General features: G+C 41.7%; 14 protein-coding genes and 1 other annotated feature. Of the genes, 2 read left to right on the top strand and 12 right to left on the bottom strand.

The window, feature by feature from the left end; genetic code table 11:
• Positions 1–20: 20 nt before the first annotated feature.
• The 9 genes from HRJ06_RS04720 to zapA form a co-directional block, all read right to left on the bottom strand.
• Positions 21–794 (bottom strand): electron transfer flavoprotein subunit beta/FixA family protein, encoded by a 774-nt coding sequence (locus HRJ06_RS04720; protein WP_174729687.1) that lies wholly within the window; start codon positions 792–794, stop codon positions 21–23.
• A 117-nt stretch (positions 795–911) separates the two neighbouring features.
• Entirely contained in the window at positions 912–1685 is a 774-nt protein-coding gene (locus HRJ06_RS04715) for an enoyl-CoA hydratase (protein ID WP_174729685.1), read from the bottom strand.
• 36 nt (positions 1686–1721) lie between these two features.
• Positions 1722–2312 carry a TetR/AcrR family transcriptional regulator gene (locus HRJ06_RS04710; RefSeq protein ID WP_174729682.1) on the bottom strand — a complete coding sequence of 197 codons (591 nt, stop codon included), beginning with the start codon at positions 2310–2312 and terminating at the stop codon, positions 1722–1724.
• Between the two features lie 204 nt (positions 2313–2516).
• Positions 2517–4235, bottom strand: coding sequence for a long-chain-fatty-acid--CoA ligase (locus HRJ06_RS04705; protein WP_197969850.1), 1719 nt, complete (start codon positions 4233–4235; stop codon positions 2517–2519).
• A 748-nt stretch (positions 4236–4983) separates the two neighbouring features.
• On the bottom strand, positions 4984–5391 hold the full coding sequence (locus HRJ06_RS04700) for a DUF350 domain-containing protein (protein ID WP_174729679.1): 408 nt from the start codon (positions 5389–5391) through the stop codon (positions 4984–4986).
• A gap of 20 nt (positions 5392–5411) precedes the next feature.
• Entirely contained in the window at positions 5412–7766 is a 2355-nt protein-coding gene (locus HRJ06_RS04695; protein ID WP_174729676.1) for an endonuclease MutS2, read from the bottom strand.
• Positions 7767–7784: 18 nt separating this feature from the next.
• Complete coding sequence (gene polX, locus HRJ06_RS04690; RefSeq protein ID WP_174729674.1) at positions 7785–9515, bottom strand: DNA polymerase/3'-5' exonuclease PolX; 1731 nt, start codon at positions 9513–9515, stop codon at positions 7785–7787.
• Positions 9516–9657: 142 nt separating this feature from the next.
• Positions 9658–10200, bottom strand: a complete 543-nt coding sequence (locus HRJ06_RS04685; RefSeq protein WP_174729671.1) for a CvpA family protein — start codon at positions 10198–10200, stop codon at positions 9658–9660.
• Positions 10201–10207: 7 nt separating this feature from the next.
• On the bottom strand, positions 10208–10468 hold the full coding sequence (gene zapA, locus HRJ06_RS04680) for a cell division protein ZapA (RefSeq protein WP_174729669.1): 261 nt from the start codon (positions 10466–10468) through the stop codon (positions 10208–10210).
• Positions 10469–10604: 136 nt separating this feature from the next.
• On the opposite strand from zapA, the gene rnhC reads away from it, so the two are divergent.
• The gene (gene rnhC / locus HRJ06_RS04675) at positions 10605–11537 is read left to right on the top strand and encodes a ribonuclease HIII (protein WP_174729666.1); all 933 of its coding nucleotides are present in this window, start codon (positions 10605–10607) and stop codon (positions 11535–11537) included.
• Positions 11538–12096: 559 nt separating this feature from the next.
• On the opposite strand, the gene pheT is transcribed toward rnhC, so the two are convergent.
• From pheT to HRJ06_RS04660, 3 genes are all read right to left on the bottom strand, one after another.
• Positions 12097–14511, bottom strand: a complete 2415-nt coding sequence (pheT, locus tag HRJ06_RS04670; protein WP_174729664.1) for a phenylalanine--tRNA ligase subunit beta — start codon at positions 14509–14511, stop codon at positions 12097–12099.
• Between the two features lie 78 nt (positions 14512–14589).
• Positions 14590–15630 carry a phenylalanine--tRNA ligase subunit alpha gene (pheS, locus tag HRJ06_RS04665; protein WP_174729662.1) on the bottom strand — a complete coding sequence of 347 codons (1041 nt, stop codon included), beginning with the start codon at positions 15628–15630 and terminating at the stop codon, positions 14590–14592.
• Between the two features lie 95 nt (positions 15631–15725).
• Positions 15726–15959: a binding site (T-box leader), on the bottom strand.
• Positions 15960–16028: 69 nt separating this feature from the next.
• The gene (locus tag HRJ06_RS04660; protein ID WP_174729660.1) at positions 16029–16787 is read right to left on the bottom strand and encodes a TrmH family RNA methyltransferase; all 759 of its coding nucleotides are present in this window, start codon (positions 16785–16787) and stop codon (positions 16029–16031) included.
• A gap of 133 nt (positions 16788–16920) precedes the next feature.
• On the opposite strand from HRJ06_RS04660, the gene sspI reads away from it, so the two are divergent.
• Positions 16921–17130: a small acid-soluble spore protein SspI gene (sspI, locus tag HRJ06_RS04655; protein ID WP_174729657.1), complete on the top strand. Its 210-nt coding sequence runs from the start codon at positions 16921–16923 to the stop codon at positions 17128–17130.
• The last annotated feature ends 44 nt before the right edge of the window (positions 17131–17174 follow it).

Genomic DNA, 17174 nt, shown 5'->3' with positions numbered 1-17174 from the left:
ATTATTCTTGACCAATCGAATTAGACTACTTTTGCTTCAGAGTGAAGCAATTTTACTAGTTCCTTAACTTGATCTTCAACTTCTCCTTCAAGCACTTTGCCTGCTTCCTTCTTTGGAGGAAGGTAAATTTCAAGTGTTTTGGTTTTTGCTTCAACATCATCTTCTTCGAGATCCAGGTCGTCAAGCTCTAGTTCATCAAGCGGCTTCTTCTTCGCTTTCATGATACCAGGAAGTGACGGATAACGCGGTTCGTTTAGCCCTTGCTGAGCAGTTACCAATAGTGGAAGGCTTGTCTCAATTACTTCAGAATCCCCTTCAACATCTCTGGTTACTGTAGCAGTGTTACCATCAATTTCAAGCTTAGTGATTGTAGTAATATAAGTAATTCCAAGCAGTTCAGCTACACGTGGACCCACTTGACCTGATCCTCCGTCTATCGCTACGTTGCCTCCAAGAATTAAATCTGCTTCTTTGTCTTTAAGGTACTCAGCTAGTATTTTTGCTGTTGTGTACTGATCTCCATACTCAATATCATCTTCAGTGTTAATTAAGACAGCTTTGTCAGCACCCATTGCAAGTGCAGTGCGAAGCTGCTTTTCAGTCTCTTCATTTCCTACTGAAACAACTGTCACTTCACCGCCGTTAGCATCGCGAACCTGAATAGCTTCCTCAATTGCATACTCGTCGTATGGATTGATGATAAATTCAGCTCCGTCTTCGTTAATTTTCCCGTTGGAAATAGTGATTTTTTCTTCAGTATCAAAAGTTCTTTTCATAAGTACAAAGATGTTCATTGTTTCCCCTCCTAATTTTAAGTAAAATTGCTGATGCCGGCAGCCTGCTCCTGGTTGAACCAGCCTGCACAGTAATACATCAGTACGAAAGATTGGAATGATTCGGCGCAGAAAAATTTATCTCCCTTTAAAATCCGGAGTTCTTTTTTCTATAAAAGCCTTGATTCCCTCTTGGCCGTCTTCACTAAGAAATACTTTGCCAAAAAGGTCTGCTTCTTTTTTTACGCCTTTGTAGTATTGCTCTGTCTTCGTATAACTTAGGAGCTCTATTGCTGCTTTCACAGAGATAGGGCTTTTGGCTGCAATTTTATTTGCAATTTTATAAGCGCTTTCAAGCAGCTCCTCTTCAGGAAAAGCATGATTGGCCAAACCAAATTGAACCGCTTCAAGACCTGTGATCGGATCGCTGGTCAGCATCATTTCAGCTGCCCTGGCAGTTCCAACATAGCGTGGAAGTCTCTGAGTTCCTGCAAACCCAGGAATTAAGCCTAGCTGCAATTCAGGCAGCCCCAGCTTAGCATTTTCAGTCACAAGCCTGAAGTGGCAAGCCATCGCTAGCTCCAAACCACCACCAAGTGCAGCTCCATGTATGGCCGCTATAATTGGTTTTGGATAGGACTCCATTCGTTCGAACAAATCTTGTCCGAAAGAAGACAAATTGGCGAAATCCTCACCGGTGGTAATGGTGGTAAATTCTTTGATATCTGCCCCGGCGGAAAAGAATTTTCCTTCTCCGTGAATCAGTACCACGCGAATTTCATCATTTGTCTCAACTTCGTCCAGTACTGTTGAAATCTCCCTCAAAAGTCCTGAGGAAAGAGCATTAGCCGGAGGACGGGTGATTGTTACTGTTGCTACCTTGTCCCGTGCTGACCACTTCAAGTGTTCCATTGTTACTCCCTCCTTCATATAGCTAATCCCAGCACTTCAGGTTACATGATATCCACAGCCATGAACTAAAAGACCATGGACTGGTTTTGCCTGTGCGATCAAGCTATATTTATGGTCGTTCATCACCCAGGTGGTAACAGTTTCATCAACTGTCCCAAATATCATTTGCCTGGCAAGCCGCACATCCAGCGTGTTTGAGAATTCACCGCTTTCCATTCCATCAATGACGATTTTCTCGATAACAACCAAATAGTCTTTTAACACTTCATTGATTTTTAAGCGAAGATCCTTATTGGACTGTCTCAATTCAAGCTGGGTGACGATTGCAATATGCCGGTCCTGGGAGAGCAATTTAAAATGTGTCTCTACCATCACTAATAACTTCTCTGTAGCGCTGACTTTTCCTGCAATGTTTTGTTCAATATTTTCGACTAAAATACCCAATTTTTCTTGAAAGAGAGAAATGAGAATGTCTTCTTTGTTCTTAAAGTATAAATAAATAGTGCCGTCAGCTACACCGGCTTGTTTAGCAATTTTCGAAACTTGAGCCTGGTGATAGCCGTTTTCGGCAATCACGATGACAGCAGCTTCAATTATTTGCCTGTATTTAGGTTTGTTCTTTTTCAATTCATTTTCCTCCCAAGGCAAGAAAAAACAGGCTAAAGCCGGAAATGCAAGATAGACCCGCCTAAAAAATAATTTAAATGAATGAATCATCATTCATAATTTTATAATAGTAAACTTAGTGTTCGCTGTCAAGAATTTAAACGGGCAATTTACAGACGTGTCTATCTATTCTGATAAAGCAGATCAATCTATCCCCCTTGAATTTTAAGCCCTTTTTTGCTCATCAAGGTTCTGTTGCTTTTTCTTTTCCTCGTCCACAAGGGTTCTTCTTAGAATTTTTCCGACTGCAGTTTTTGGCAGTTCACTTCTAAACTCGTATTCTCTAGGGACTTTATAAGCTGCCAGGTGCTTACGGGCATATTCATTTAATTCTTCGGTGGTTACTGTTTTTCCTTCTTTCAAAACGACAAACGCTTTGACTGTTTCCCCGCGGTATGGATCAGGAATACCAGCTGCGACAACCTCTTGGACGGCTGGATGCTCATATAACACCTCTTCAATTTCACGAGGATAAATATTGTAGCCCCCTGCTATAATCATATCCTTTTTACGATCAACAATGTAAAAATATCCGTTTTCGTCCATATAGCCAAGGTCACCTGTGTATAGCCATCCATCACGTAATACATTTTCTGTTTCTTCCGGGTTATTCCAATATCCCTTCATTACTTGAGGACCTTTAACTGCAAGCTCACCGATCTCACCTTGCGGCACTGGTTCTCCAGTTTCCGTTGAAAATATAGCTGCATCTGTATCCGGCCAAGGAAGCCCTATACTTCCGGAAACTCTTTCCCGATCCCAAAGGAAGTTAGAATGTGTAACTGGAGATGATTCTGTCAGTCCGTATCCTTCAACAAGCTTACCGCCCGTCACCTTTTCAAATTTTTGCTGTACTTCAACTGGCAAGGCCGCCGAACCGCTGATGCAAGAATGAATTGAGGACAAATCATATTTGTTTATGTCCGGATGATTTAAAAGGCCTATATAAATAGTCGGTGCTCCAGGAAACAATGTAGGACGTTGTTTTTGTATAGTTTTTAATGTTGTTTCCGGATCAAACTTGGGAAGCAGCACCATTTTATTTCCCTGCATAATAGATGAAATGAGTACTGTCGTCATTCCATAAACATGGAAGAATGGAAGAATACCGAGTACAATCTCTTCTCCTCGTTTACATTTATAAAGCCAGGCCTCGCTCATAGCAGAATTGGATACAAGATTTTTATGGGTAAGCATAACACCTTTAGGAAACCCAGTTGTTCCACCAGTATATTGCAATAAGGCAAGGTCCTCAGCAAAATCCACACTATGTGTTTGAAGCTCCTTTTGTGGCTGCTTTAGAATTTCGGTAAATAAGTGGTTTGTTCCCTCATGTTTCACATTGACTATAATACCATATTGCTTTTTTTGGATGAATGGATAAATCAAATTCTTCGGAAATGGTAAAAAGTCCTTGATGGCGGTTACAATTACATGCTTAAGACTTGTTTGGTCCTTTACCTTAGATACCCGCGGGAATAAAATATCAAGCGTAATAATAGCCTTCGCTCCCGAGTCTTTCATCTGGTATTCAAGTTCTCGCTCCATATACAGCGGGTTAGTCTGGACTACAATCCCTCCAGCCAATAGAATGCCATAGTAACCAATGACTGATGCAGGCATGTTTGGCAGCATTATAGCCACCCTGTCTCCCTTTTCAATACCAAGATACTGAAGGTACCCAGCAAATTTCTTAGCGCTTTCATATAACTGTTTATAAGACATTTCCTTGCCCATAAAATGAATAGCTGACTTTTCAGGAAACTCATCTGCAGCCTGCACAAGATATTCCTGGACTGATTGTTCTTTATAATCCAGTACCGCTGGAATCTCTGCCGGGTATTGCTTTAGCCATGGTTTTTGATCTGTTATCTGTTCTTTCATTACAAAACCCCCTTTTTAAATATTTAGAAAACTCTTTATACTCGCTTCATTATAATATATTCAACAAATTCTGACAAACAGAAATGCTGAAGCGTCTTGTTCAACCCCAAAAAGTTCAAGGCGAACCCTCATAAAGCGAGGCACAGCAGAACAGGAAGAGAGGTTTAAGTGCCTTCTTCCACATTGATAAGTTCAAAACAACACGAACATCTTTGCCGTTATACCTTTAAGGGCTTGGCTTTGTAACCAGTAGAGCGTTGAGCTAGACAAATAGAAAGGAATTTTAATTATTTGCCCAAAATAACCTTACAGGATGCATAAAATGCTCTTCGGATCTGCTTTTTGGCTTCAAATCATGTCGAAAAATTGCCGGCTGTATGGACTTGCTCTTTTTATTCCCAACCAAATCAATATATTCCATGAATAGAGGTACCTATTCCATAATAAATCGTTATATTCATAACGAGAATGATTCTAAAAAGAAAGAACTCAGCTTCTCTCACCAGTGATCCTATGTGTTCCTTTTAGCTAGTAGATCTTGTACATCATTAAGCCCTAAACAACATATCCAATTATCCAAAACTTGAACCTACTATAACTTGCCTTACTTCCCAAGCCACAAAAAAGGCACCACCCTATACGGATAGTGCCCAAACGTTAAAATACAAGATAATATACTCCCAACAATACAAATCCAGCGCAAAGAACAAGCAGGACTTTTGCTAATGTTTCCACGACCATTCTCCCCTCATGAAATCCCGGCACCTATAACATACGATAGACCAATTGAAATCGCCATGGAAATAAATCCAACTGCCCGGTTGTCTCTTTTTATTTCTTCATCGATGTTGAATTTTGGTGTCATAAATTCAAAAATAAAATACCCGATCAGCAACAGAATAAAACCGTAAACTCCCCAGCCAATCATTGTGAATAGGGAGTCATGGACCTCAATTGAATGGCGGAATATATTGGACACGCCGAATATTTTCCCGCCCGTGGCCATGGCTACGGACACATTTCCCTTTTTGATTTCATCCCAGTTTTTGTATTTTGTTACAAGCTCAAATACAGCTAAAAATAAGATGATACAAAGAATAACAACGCTATAGTTTGCTGCGGTCAGCACATACTCATTTCCCCAAAATTGGTCCATAACCGTTCTCCCTGCAAAAACTATTTGAATTCCACCACTGTTACACCGGTTCCGCCTTCACCCGCTTCTCCAAAGCGACTGCGTTTTACCGAACGGTGATTCTTTAAATATTCTTGTACACCCTGCCTTAAAGCGCCAGTACCTTTTCCATGAATGATTGAAACGCGTGGATAACCGGCGAGAAGAGCATCATCTATATACTTTTCAACACGCATTAGGGCATTTTCATACCGTTCGCCCCTCAAATCCAGCTCGAGGCCAACATGATAATCCTTACCCTTAAGGGTAGCAATCGGCCTTGTTTCTTTTTGTTTTGGACTATCGATATACTCTAAATCCTTTTCATTTACTTTCATTTTTAGGATACCAATTTGTACTTGCCACTCTTCATTTGTTACCCGTTCTAACAATTGGCCCTTTTGTCCAAACGTCAGGACTTTCACTTCGTCTCCTGCCCGAAAAGAGTGCTTTTTCGAAGCTGGCTGTTTCTGTTTCTGGTCTCCAGACTTTTCCGGGGCTGCATCAGTTAGACGTCTTTTCGCTTCAATTAGTTCGTGTTCTTTAACAGCTGCACCATTTTCAAGCCGCATCTTCCGTAAATCGTGAATTATATCTTCCGCTTCTCCCTTGGCTTTTTCAACTACTTCAGAAGCCTTCTCTCTTGCCTTGGCCATTAACTCGTCTTTTTTCTGATAGTATTCAGCCATTTGTTTTTGAAGGTCTTCATGAAGCTTTTGAGCATCTTTTAACAAAGAGTCAGCTTCTTCCAGCTCCGTTTCAGCTTGCCTTTTGCTGGTTTCCAGGGAGGCTATCATATTTTCTACCTGATTGCTTTCGGCATCAATATACGTTCTTGCTATATCGATTACTCTTTCGTTTAAACCTAGTCTTTTCGAGATTTCAAAGGCATTGCTTCGGCCAGGGACACCGATTAAGAGTTTATAGGTTGGGCTTAATGTTTCAATATCAAACTCAACGCTTGCATTAATAACCCCTTCACGATTATAGCCATATGCTTTTAATTCCGGATAATGGGTTGTCGCAATCACTCTTGAGCCCCGGCGATAAACTTCATCCAAAATAGAGATACCAAGTGCAGCGCCTTCTTGCGGGTCTGTTCCTGCACCAAGCTCATCAAACAAAACGAGGCTGTCAAAGCTAGCTTTTTCCAAAATATCTACAATGTTTACCATGTGGGAAGAGAAGGTACTTAAGCTTTGCTCAATTGACTGCTCGTCGCCGATATCCGCATAGACTGCCCCAAAAACAGCGATTTCAGATCCATCTAAGGCAGGAATAGGCAAACCAGCCTGAGCCATTAATGTGCAAAGACCTACTGTTTTTAGCGTGACTGTTTTACCGCCTGTGTTGGGACCAGTAATGACGATCGTCGAATAATCCTTTCCGAGGACAACATCATTAGGGACTACTTCGTCAATCGGGATTAGCGGATGCCGAGCTTTAAATAACGAGATTCTTCCTTCGTTATTAACCGAAGGCTTTGAGCCCTTTATCCTGCTCCCATACCTTGCTTTTGCGAACATAAAATCCAGCTCTGCCAAAATGGCAGAGTTGCCTTTTAACGCCTCATCATTCTCTGCGACAAGATCTGATAATTCAATTAAGATTCTCTCGATTTCACTCTGCTCTTTGACACGGATAGTTTGAAGTTCGTTATTCAGCTGTACAATCGCTTGCGGTTCGATAAACAAGGTTTGGCCAGATGCGCTCTGGTCATGGATTGTCCCGCCATAATGGCCTCGGTATTCCTGTTTAACGGGTATTACGAAGCGATCATTTCGGATCGTTACAATTGCATCTGATAACATCTTTTGTGCACTCGAAGACCGTATCATACTCTCAAGCTTTTCCCGTACCCTTGATTCACGTGTCCGCAGCTGATTTCTAAGGGATCTAAGTGTATCACTGGCACTGTCTAAAATTTCTCCGCCTTCGTCAACTGCCATCTTGATAGTTTCTTCAACATGGGCAAGGACAGTGATTCCATCTGCATAGCCAGCTAAAATCGGGATATCTAAATTCTCTGCGGTGTCTTCTATAAATTTTCTAATCTGCCTGCCTGCGTGAACGGTACTTGCAACCTGAACCAGTTCCTGCGGACTCAGCATTCCCCCGATCACAGCCCTTTTCAAATGTGCTCGAATATCGTAAATGCCTGACAAAGGCACATTCCCTTTTATACGTAAAACATTGACTGCTTCATCAGTTTCTTCTTGAAGGCGGATGACTTCATCCAGATCAGCTGATGGCAGCAAGTTTACCCCCTTTTCTCTACCAAGCGGTGAGGAAACATGCTCTAACAGCTGACTTTTAACCTTATCAAATTCAAGTATCTTTAATACTCTTTCCTGCATCTGTCTCCTCCTCTCTAACTAACGGTCCTGCTGGTCTCTATTATGCAAAAAGTCCTTTAGTTTTTCAGTACTTAAAGTGTTTAAAACCGTTTCCTCCCGAATCCACCCTTTCATTGCAGCAGATACACCAATTTCCATATGGCTTAAGGTATCGATTTTATGCGCATCCGTATTAATTACAATCTTTACACCGGCTGCCTGTGCTTTCTGCAAATGATAGTGTGCGAGATCAAGCCTATGCGGATTTGCATTTAATTCTAATGCTGTATTTGTTTCTTTGGCCAGCTCAATCAGCATCTCAATATCGACATCATAGCCTTCCCGGCGGCCAATTAATCTGCCGGTCGGATGGGCAATGATATCAACATGAGCACTTCGCAAAGCAGCTTTTAGCCGTTCCATAATTTTTTCTCTTGGCTGAGAAAAAGAGGAATGGATAGAAGCGATGACTACATCCACCTCTTTAAGCAATTCTTCATCGAAATCTAGAGATGCATCAGGCAGAATGTCCATTTCTATTCCTGTCAAAATCGTGAAATCGTCAAACTTTTCATTTATGGTTTTGATTTCTTCCATTTGTTTTCTAAGTCGTTCTGCAGTTAGTCCGTTTGCCACCTTCAGATATTGTGAGTGGTCGGTCACTGCCATATATTTATATCCCTTTGCCTGGCAAGCCTTCGCCATTTCCTCAACAGAATAGGCTCCATCACTCCAAGCTGTATGCATGTGCAAGTCACCTTTTATTGCGTTTAATGAAATAAGCTGTAAATCAGACTTGTATTTTTCTACCTCTGATCCATCTTCACGCAGTTCGGGCGGAATAAACGGAAGGCCGAAGTGATTATAAAACTCTTCTTCTGTTGAAAAAGTAAGAACCTCACCGGTTTCAGCATTTTCAACTCCATACTCACTAATTTTTTCGCCATTTTCCTTGGCCAGCTGTCTCATTTTTACGTTATGATCTTTAGATCCAGTGAAATGATGAAGAGCTGTCACGAATTCATCAGGCTGCACGATACGGAAATCCACATTTACTTCAAAACTGAGAGCTAGAGTTATCGAAACTTTAGTATCCCCTGCTGCTATAATTTCTTTTATATCAGGCAGCCCGACAAGCTGTTCTTTAACTCTATCAGGTTCAGACGAAGCAATAATAAAATCCAAGTCTTTAATGGTCTCCCTCATACGCCGAAGACTTCCTGCCCTAGAAAATACTTCAATGCCTTCCATGTTGCTAAGCTGGGACTCAATCATTTCCGCAGCTGTAAGCATAAATGCCAAAGGCAGCCGTTCCGGGCGCGTTCCTGCATTTTCAAGAGCGGCAAGGATCTTTTCCTGAGTTTTTTTTCCGAACCCAGCAAGTTTCTCCACTGTACCTTCCTTGCAAGCCTTCTCCAAATCGGCTGCATTCTCTATATGTAATTCCTTATATAGCTTTGCAATCTTCTTGCCTCCTAAGCCTGGTAGCTGTAAAAGAGGGATAAGCCCTTCTGGTACTTGTTCCTTTAATTCATTAAGGACACTTGTCGTCCCTTCGTTCATAAATTCCTCTATAACAGCCGCAGTCCCTTTGCCAATTCCTGAAATTTTCGTTACATCACCCATTGCAGACAAACTTCTGTCATCAGATTCCAGAGCTCCTGCTGCTTTTCGGAAAGCAGCCACCTTAAAAGGATTCTCTCCCTTTAGCTCCATATAAATGGCGATTGTTTCTAACAGCTGGACAACATCCTTTTTATTTATTTCCATTACAAAGCACCTGCCTTATATACATTTTCATTATTAGCTTTTCGTCCCAGAACCACTCATTTTCAGCAGTTATTTTCATTACAAGATATATAGACATTCTATATCTGTATTTTTAAAAGAAAAACTTCTCCGGGAAGAGAAGTTATGCTGCCATATATTCTATCCACAGCTGTTTGACTTGTTCCGACAATACAGGTGTGTGTTTAACGATTGCTTCTGCTAAAACCGACCGATCCAAATGGAGTTGAACGACATCCATTGGAAGCAGCGCAGCAATATATAGTAAAATAAAGATGATAAGATATACTTCAACGAATCCAAGCAATCCGCCAGCCCAAACATTCAGCTGTTTTAAAATCGGCAGGCTGGCTACAAAATCCAGCATGGAAGCAATGATTTGGAGGACGATTTTTACAGCAAAAAAAATCGCCGCAAAAGCGATGGCGCGATAATAAGCAGCTTCCAGATTTACCTGGCTAAACGCCCCACCAAAGAACGTATCGCTGTTTATATTGGGATAGGGGATCCAAAGTGTTAATTTCGGGGCCAAATCGGCATAAAACATATGAGCGATGATAAAAGCTAGGATAAATCCCATAAGGTGAAGTAATTGGAGAATAAATCCTCTTTTCAGCCCTATAAAAAAGCCGAAAATTAGTATAATGATAATAGCAAGATCTAGCATGACACTTTCAGTCCTTTAACCTTTTAATTTCGGCCTCAAGCCGTTCAGCACGGTCTTTGGCTTTTAAATAGTCATTGACAGCATTCACAGCTGTCAATACGGCCAGTTTATTAATATCTAAAGCAGGATTCTTAGAGCTGATCTCACGCATCTTATCATCAACCATTGAGGCAATAAGCCGCACATGGCTGGCGCTCTCTGTACCGACTATGGTATATTGCTGTCCATATATATCCACAGTCGTGCGATTTTTATGTAAGTCTGACACTTTCACGCCTCCATTCGTACGAATCCTATTCTATACTATAACATGAACCTACTACACTGGAAAGTCAAAGGGTGTCTGTTTAGATTGCATTTCAGAGTATTTTGTCAAGTAATTTTTAAATTGGGAGTGTTTTGTATTGGGAAACTCGGTTATAACAGTAACACCTGCTGAAATTGCAAGGATGAAGGATTACTATCAGAATTATTTGCAGCCTTCAAGCCCTCCTGGTAGTGTGTTTGCAGCGAAAACTCCTGCTTGTGCCATTACTGCCTACAAATCCGGAAAGGTGCTCTTTCAGGGGAATTCCAGTGAAACGGAGAGTGCTAAATGGGCTGGAACTGCGAACGCTCCAAAGGCTAAGAGCAAAGTACCGGCAGAAACTGCAGCCAGCCTGCCTGCCAACATCGGATCCTTATCTGTCATTGGTTCGGATGAGGTAGGAACAGGTGATTACTTTGGACCCATCACTGTTGTTGCTGCCTATGTTAAAAAAGAAGATATTCAGCTTCTTAAGGAACTCGGTGTACAGGATTCTAAAAACTTAAAGGATGATAAAATCATCGCCATTGCAAAGCAGATCATTGACATTGTGCCACATAGCCTCTTGTCACTACATAACGAAAAGTATAACACTCTTCAAAAATCAGGAATGTCCCAAGGCAAGATAAAGGCTCTCTTACACAATCAGGCTCTCCAGCATGTCTTGAAAAAAATTGATCCTGTGAGGCCAGAGGCAATATTAATTGACCAATTTGCAAAGGAACAGATTTATTACAATTATCTAAAGGGACAAAAAAGTATCTTGAGAGAAGGCGTGTTCTTCAGCACAAAAGCCGAGGGAATCCATACAGCTGTAGCTGCAGCCTCAATGATCGCACGATACGCTTTTGTCCGACATTTTGAAAAGCTGAGCTCATCAGCTGGTTTCACGATTCCAAAAGGTGCAGGCCCCGCAGTAGATAAAGCAGCAGCACGCCTGATTATTGAAAAAGGGCCCGAATGCCTTCCTGGATTTGTAAAACTTCATTTTGCCAATACACAAAAAGCAATGAAAATCGCCAGGGTATAAGAAAAGCGAAGCCGACTGCATTGAAACGAGCAAACTGGAGATTCCGACAAAGAAGCGGTTTGTGCTTCGCCGGAGAAATTGAAGTTTGCCGAGTTTCAAGGAGGCGCAGCTAGACAAGAAAAGCAAAGCCGACTGCACTGAAACGAGCAAACTGGAGATTCCGACAAAGAAGCGGTTTGTGCTTCGCCGGAGGAATTGAAGTTTGCCGAGTTTCAAGGAGGCGCAGCTAGACAAGAAAAGCGCAGCCGACTGCACAGGGGCGACAGGCATAAGGCGATCGCTGAGTTGTTTAAAGAATTTTGTTATTCATTACCCAGTCTTGTAAAAATAGCTGAATTAGTACCTATTACGATTCTTGAAAAATTATGGAATCCAATCGAACTGCCGGGGTGCTTATCTTCCATAAGACGGATATAAAAAAATGCTTGGAGCATATGTCTCCAAGCATTTTCTTGCTAATTTACTTATCAATCTTTTAACTCTAGTGCGAAAATACTATACGAATTCATATTTTGTACTTCAAAACAGAATCCGTTAATTTTTGGCTGCCTTTGTTCTTTTACCCTCTTAAAACTGCGTTTGCTTTTTCTTTTAATGCCGTAAGGACTTTATCATGCGCCTTCATAACATCTTCATCAGTTAACGTCTTTTCGGGATTAAGGTACTTTAATGAAAAAGCGAGTGACTTTTTCCCGGCTTCCATATGTTCACCCTCATATAAATCAAAGAGATTAACATCAGTTAACAGGGACCCGCCAGCTTCAATGATAATATCCTGCAAATCACCTGCAGGTGTTTCTGCACCGACAACAAGCGCGATATCCCTTGTGATTGAAGGATAACGCGGAATCGTTTTGTATCTTAAAGCTGGAATTTCTACTGAAAGAATTGCTTTTAATGATAATTCAAAAACATATGTTTCTTTTAAATCAAGCGATTTTTGGACGGTTGGATGAACTTGACCGACAAAACCGACTTGCTTACCGGCAATACTCAATAACGCTGTTCTTCCCGGATGCATTCCTTCAACAGCACCCTGCTTAAAGCTAACCATTTCTTCGATTCCAAGCTGGGTAAACAATCCTTCCAAAATTCCCTTTACTACATAAAAATCAACCGGCTCTTTAGCCCCCTGCCAAGGATGGTTTTCCCATAAACCAGTGATGGCTGCCGCAAGATGTTCACGTTCTTCTGGAAGCTCGCTGCTGCCTGTCTTTAAGAAAACTGCGCCTGTTTCATATAAAGCCAGATTGTCATTTTGGCGAGCCTGATTATATTTCAATGCATCAAGCAACTGAGGAACGATGCTTAATCGAAGTACACTGCGCTCCTCGCTCATCGGCATAGCCAGTGTAATTGGTTCCCGTTTATCGAGAGCATACTGGGCAGCCTTCTCAGCGCTGGTCAGCGAGTAGGTGATCGCTTGCATTAGTCCTGCACCTTCAAGGAATTGGCGAACAGTTCGGCGCTTTTTCTGATAGTCTGTCAGGCCTCCCTGTGTAGACGTGCCAATCGGTAGAGTCTTTGGAAGGAGATCATAGCCATATAATCTTGCGACTTCCTCTATTAGGTCTTCTTCAATTGTAATATCACCGCGTCTCGTAGGAACCGTAACTGTAAAAGTGCCATTATCGGTTAACACGTCAAATTTTAACCGGCTGAAAATATCAGCTACCACTTCTTCACTCAGGTCTGTTCCTAATACCCGATTCACTTTTTCGAGTGTCACCGATACGATTACAGGGGTGATCTCCAGTGAATCAGCTTCAACACTTCCGGCCAGAACCTCTCCTTGTGCGTATGCAGCCATCAATTCAGCCGCACGCTCTGCTGCTGCTCTAACACGGGCAGGATCTACACCTTTTTCATAACGAGTGCTAGCCTCACTGCGCAGTCCATGGTCTTTCGATGCCTTCCTAATTGCAGGACCAGTAAAATAGGCTGATTCTAGCAGGACATTTTCGGTTTGACTATTAACTTCTGAGTTTGCCCCTCCCATGACACCTGCAAGAGCAACAGGCTCCGTGCCATTAGTGATTACAAGGTGGTCTGTCGACAATATTCTTTTAGTATCATCAAGTGTGACAATTTCTTCTCCGTCTGCCGCTCGGCGAACTAGAATTTCCCTTGAACCAAGACGATCATAATCAAACGCATGCAGCGGCTGCCCATATTCCAATAAAATATAATTGGTAATATCTACGATATTGTTATGCGGACGAATTCCGGCACCCATCAGCCTAGACTGCATCCACTGTGGTGAAGGACCGATTTTTACGTTTTTAATCACTTTGGCTACATAAAGAGGATTATCTTCTTTAGCTGCTACCGAAACCTTTATGTAATCAGAAGCCTTCTCATTTTCTGGAGCCGTATTAGTTTCAGGGAGCTTTACTTCTTTTCCTAAGATAGCTCCGACTTCATAAGCTACCCCAAGCATACTAAGGCAATCAGCACGATTTGGCGTCAAACCAAGCTCTAGTATTTGATCATCACGATTTAACAATTCCAAAGCATCGGTGCCAACTTCGGCTGCATTTGGAAAAACGTATATGCCTTCAGAAAATTCCTTTGCGACAAGCTTTCCCTCAATGCCAAGCTCTTGCAGAGAGCAAATCATCCCATTGGACTCTTCTCCGCGAAGCTTGGCTTTCTTGATTTTGAAATTCCCCGGAAGGACGGCTCCAGTTTTCGCTACCGCCACTTTTTGTCCCGCTGCTACATTCGGGGCTCCGCAAATAATTTGGACAGGATCAGCTTCGCCTGTGTCCACAAGACACTTATTCAGCTTATCAGCATTCGGATGTTGTTCACAGCTTAGTACGTGTCCAACCACAACTCCCCGAATACCTTCATTTAGAGTTTCGACCCCTTCTACTTCAATACCGCTTTTCGTAATTTTTTCTGCCAATTCAGCTGCAGAAACGCCATCAAGATCGACATATTCCTTTAGCCATTTATAAGATACCAACATTTGGTTCTATACCTCCTAATAGTTCTTAGATATTCTGCTGAACACAGCTATGTAATTTATAACTGTATCTCTTTTGCCTTATTCTTCTGGCACCGAAAACTGTGTTAAGAATCGAATGTCATCTGTATAGAAATGGCGAATATCATCAATTCCATACTTCAGCATCGCAATCCTCTCTGCGCCCATTCCGAAGGCAAAGCCAGTATATTTTTTCGAATCGTATCCAGCCATCTCCAGCACGTTAGGATGAACCATTCCAGCTCCAAGAATTTCAATCCAGCCTGTTTTTTTACAAACACTGCAGCCAGCTCCTCCGCATATTTTGCAGGAAATATCCATTTCAACTGATGGTTCCGTAAAAGGGAAGAAACTAGGGCGCAGGCGAATTTCCCTGTCATCACCAAACATCTTTTTTGCAAATACCTCGAGAGTTCCTTTAAGGTCACTCATTCGGATATTTTCATCAACAACTAATCCCTCAATCTGCATAAACTGATGAGAGTGTGTTGCATCATCGTTATCGCGGCGGTAAACTTTCCCAGGGCAAATAATTTTAACAGGGCCTTGGCCGTTATTTTTCTCCATCGTCCGAGCTTGTACAGGTGATGTGTGTGTTCGCAGCAAAAACTCTTCTGTTATGTAAAAGGAATCTTGCATATCGCGTGCGGGATGTCCCTTTGGAAGGTTTAACGCTTCAAAATTATAATAATCCTTTTCCACTTCTGGGCCTTCTGCTACCGTATAACCCATTCCGATAAACAGATCCTCAAGTTCTTCTACAATTTTAGTTAATGGGTGGTGGCTTCCAGTACGTACCGGCCTTCCAGGCAGCGTGATATCAATTGTTTCTGATGCAAGCTTTTCGTTGACAGCAGCTTCTTCAAGTTCCTGCTGCTTCGACTCGATCCGCATAGAAATTACATCCCTGACCTCATTAGCTAGGGCTCCCATTTTTGGACGTTCTTCAGCAGAAAGTTTTCCCATGCCTTTTAGAACCTCAGTAATAGGACCCTTCTTCCCTAAGAATGACACTCTGACTTCATTTAATTCTTTCAGGCTGGAAGCACTCTCGACTTTGCTAATAGCTTCTCCCTCAAGTTCTTTTAACCGATCCTGCATTTTAAAATCCTCCTTAGTTCAATTAAGCTAGGCGTTGTTCAAGCAATAAATAGGTGAAAACTAACTTATAAAAAAACAAAAAGACCCCATCCCGGTAAAGGGACGAGGTCTTAGTTCGCGGTACCACCCTTATTAACTCCAGCCAATAGAGGCAGGAGTTCACTTCATTCGGATAACGGCGCTGCCGGTGCATCTTTACATGTTTCCATGGTCCCGATGCCAACTCTGGAGTTGAACTTCACTGGCCCCTCACATAAAAATGCTCTCAATCTAAGGCATTTTCTCCCTGGATGGCTTAACCAGCTACTCTTCTCCGTCACTGTTTTTTTATCATAGTATTTTTGCTGTTTATTATAGTACAATATCCCATTCGTTTCAATCTTTCATACAAAAATCTGCTATTTTCCTGCTTTTAAATAATAAAGAAGGATACCTGCAGCTACAGCTACGTTTAACGACTCACTTTTACCATAGATCGGAACATATAAATTCTGATCAGTTATTGCGAGGATTTCCTTATTTATTCCACTGCCTTCATTTCCTACAATTAAAGCAAATCTGTCTAGGGCAGATGATGCTTCATGATATACACTCGCATTCTCAAGCGCTGTTCCAAATACAGGTATTCCGGCTGTTTTAAGTTTATCAATCCAGTCGGAAAGGCTTCCCCTAATTACAGGAAGGTGGAAATGACTTCCTTGTGCTGACCTTAATACCTTTGGGTTGTATATATCCACACTGCCGTCGCCAACTATAACGGCATCGACGCCAGATGCGTCGGCTGTTCGAATCATTGTTCCCAGATTGCCTGGATCTTGAACCGAGTCGATCATCAAAAAGGTTTTTCCATTTACTTCTCTCGGCTCTGACTGTTTGCAAACTGCAAAAATCCCTTGTGGTGTTTCTGTATCGGTTAATTCTTTAGTGATGGCGTCAGTGACAGTGGTTACTGGGATTGAACCATAATCCAAGCTGTGAGGCAGCTCAAAGCTTTCATTCATAATAATCCCTAAAACTTCCATATTACCGGATACGGCTTCTTCTACAAGATGAATGCCTTCTACCAGAAAGGTACCTGACCTGTCTCTTTCCTTTCTGGATAATAATTTTTTCCATTGTTTAACTTGTGGGTTTTTTTCTGAGTGAATGTGCTTCAACACGGTCTCTCCTTCAGAGATTATTATCAGTCCACTTTCCTGCAGTTTTTTCATTATAGACTAATTGTTATACATAATAAATTGAAAACATTGAAATGATAAGATTGAAATGGAAACAGAAAGGAGTGTTGGTATGGATTTAAACCTGCGCCATGCTGTCATAACCAATGTAACAGGCAACACAAAGGATGAACTCGAACATACAATTGTTGATGCAATTGAAAATGGAGAGGAAAAAATGCTCCCTGGTCTCGGTGTATTGTTTGAGGTCCTTTGGAACAATGCTTCTGAACCTGATAAAAAAGAAATGCTGGCAACACTCGAGAGCAGCTTAAAGAAGTAAGCTTATCATTGATAAAATAACCTGTCCCTTTAGGCAGGTTATTT

This window comes from Mesobacillus harenae, assembly GCF_013343715.1.
GTDB lineage: Bacteria > Bacillota > Bacilli > Bacillales > Cytobacillaceae > Mesobacillus_A > Mesobacillus_A harenae.
The sequence above is the reverse complement of the archived record's forward strand: the minus strand, read 5'-3'. Positions and strand labels throughout refer to the sequence as shown.

Bases quoted from the DNA above. Each gene is read 5' to 3' on its own strand.
- HRJ06_RS04700 (WP_174729679.1), bottom strand. From the start codon at position 5,391: ATGGACCAATTTTGGGGAAATGAGTATGTGCTGACCGCAGCAAACTAT.
- HRJ06_RS04685 (WP_174729671.1), bottom strand. From the start codon at position 10,200: ATGCTAGATCTTGCTATTATCATTATACTAATTTTCGGCTTTTTTATA.
- HRJ06_RS04705 (WP_197969850.1), bottom strand. From the start codon at position 4,235: ATGAAAGAACAGATAACAGATCAAAAACCATGGCTAAAGCAATACCCG.
- sspI (WP_174729657.1), top strand. From the start codon at position 16,921: ATGGATTTAAACCTGCGCCATGCTGTCATAACCAATGTAACAGGCAAC.
- pheS (WP_174729662.1), bottom strand. From the start codon at position 15,630: ATGCAGGATCGGTTAAAAGAACTTGAGGGAGAAGCTATTAGCAAAGTC.
- HRJ06_RS04715 (WP_174729685.1), bottom strand. From the start codon at position 1,685: ATGGAACACTTGAAGTGGTCAGCACGGGACAAGGTAGCAACAGTAACA.
- polX (WP_174729674.1), bottom strand. From the start codon at position 9,515: ATGGAAATAAATAAAAAGGATGTTGTCCAGCTGTTAGAAACAATCGCC.
- pheT (WP_174729664.1), bottom strand. From the start codon at position 14,511: ATGTTGGTATCTTATAAATGGCTAAAGGAATATGTCGATCTTGATGGC.
- HRJ06_RS04695 (WP_174729676.1), bottom strand. From the start codon at position 7,766: ATGCAGGAAAGAGTATTAAAGATACTTGAATTTGATAAGGTTAAAAGT.
- HRJ06_RS04720 (WP_174729687.1), bottom strand. From the start codon at position 794: ATGAACATCTTTGTACTTATGAAAAGAACTTTTGATACTGAAGAAAAA.